This is a genomic window from Pseudomonas laurentiana (assembly GCF_014648275.1).
Taxonomy (GTDB): Bacteria; Pseudomonadota; Gammaproteobacteria; order Pseudomonadales; family Pseudomonadaceae; genus Aquipseudomonas; species Aquipseudomonas laurentiana.
In genome coordinates, this window is sequence record NZ_BMQU01000212.1 from 1 (window position 1) to 510 (window position 510).

Below are 510 nucleotides of genomic sequence, written 5' to 3' on the forward strand. Positions count from 1 at the left end.
ATTTTAGTGGTTTAAGTATTTATTTGTTGAGGAGAAATTAAGTTAATTTGGAGTTGTTGATGTTTATATTGATTGATTATATAAGAAATTTTGTGATTTATTTTGATTAAATTTTTTTTTTATTAATTTGGAAATTTTTTTTAGATATAAGGAAATGATTTAGTTTTAGAGTTAAAGATTGTAGTTTTTGAATAAGTAATTGAAAAGATTTTGGAGTATTTTTTGGTTTAGGTATTGTTTTTTTAATGATAGTGGTATTAAGTATTTTTTGGTGAGTTTTAATATGATTAGATTTATAAGTAAGTATTTTTTGTAAAATATGAGTAATATTAAATTTTTTTAGCGTTTAAATTTTTATTTTGTTTATTTGTTGTTTTTTTTGTTTGGAATGGTTTTTAAGGGGTTGTTGTGTAATAAGTGTATAATGTTTATTAGAATGTTTGTGTATTTTATTATTAATTTGATGAATTAATTTTAAGATATAGGGTTTTTTTATTATTATAGGTTGTT

The 510-nt window shown here is 18.8% G+C and carries 2 protein-coding genes; both read right to left on the minus strand.

The features are described 5' to 3' along the window. Nucleotides 1–106 precede the first annotated feature (106 nt). Nucleotides 107–328, minus strand: a complete 222-nt coding sequence (locus IE038_RS25825) for a DNA-directed RNA polymerase subunit beta (RefSeq protein ID WP_498053065.1) — start codon at nucleotides 326–328, stop codon at nucleotides 107–109. Between the two features lie 18 nt (nucleotides 329–346). Then, entirely contained in the window at nucleotides 347–502 is a 156-nt protein-coding gene (locus IE038_RS25830; protein WP_498053067.1) for a hypothetical protein, read from the minus strand. Nucleotides 503–510: the final 8 nt, after the last annotated feature.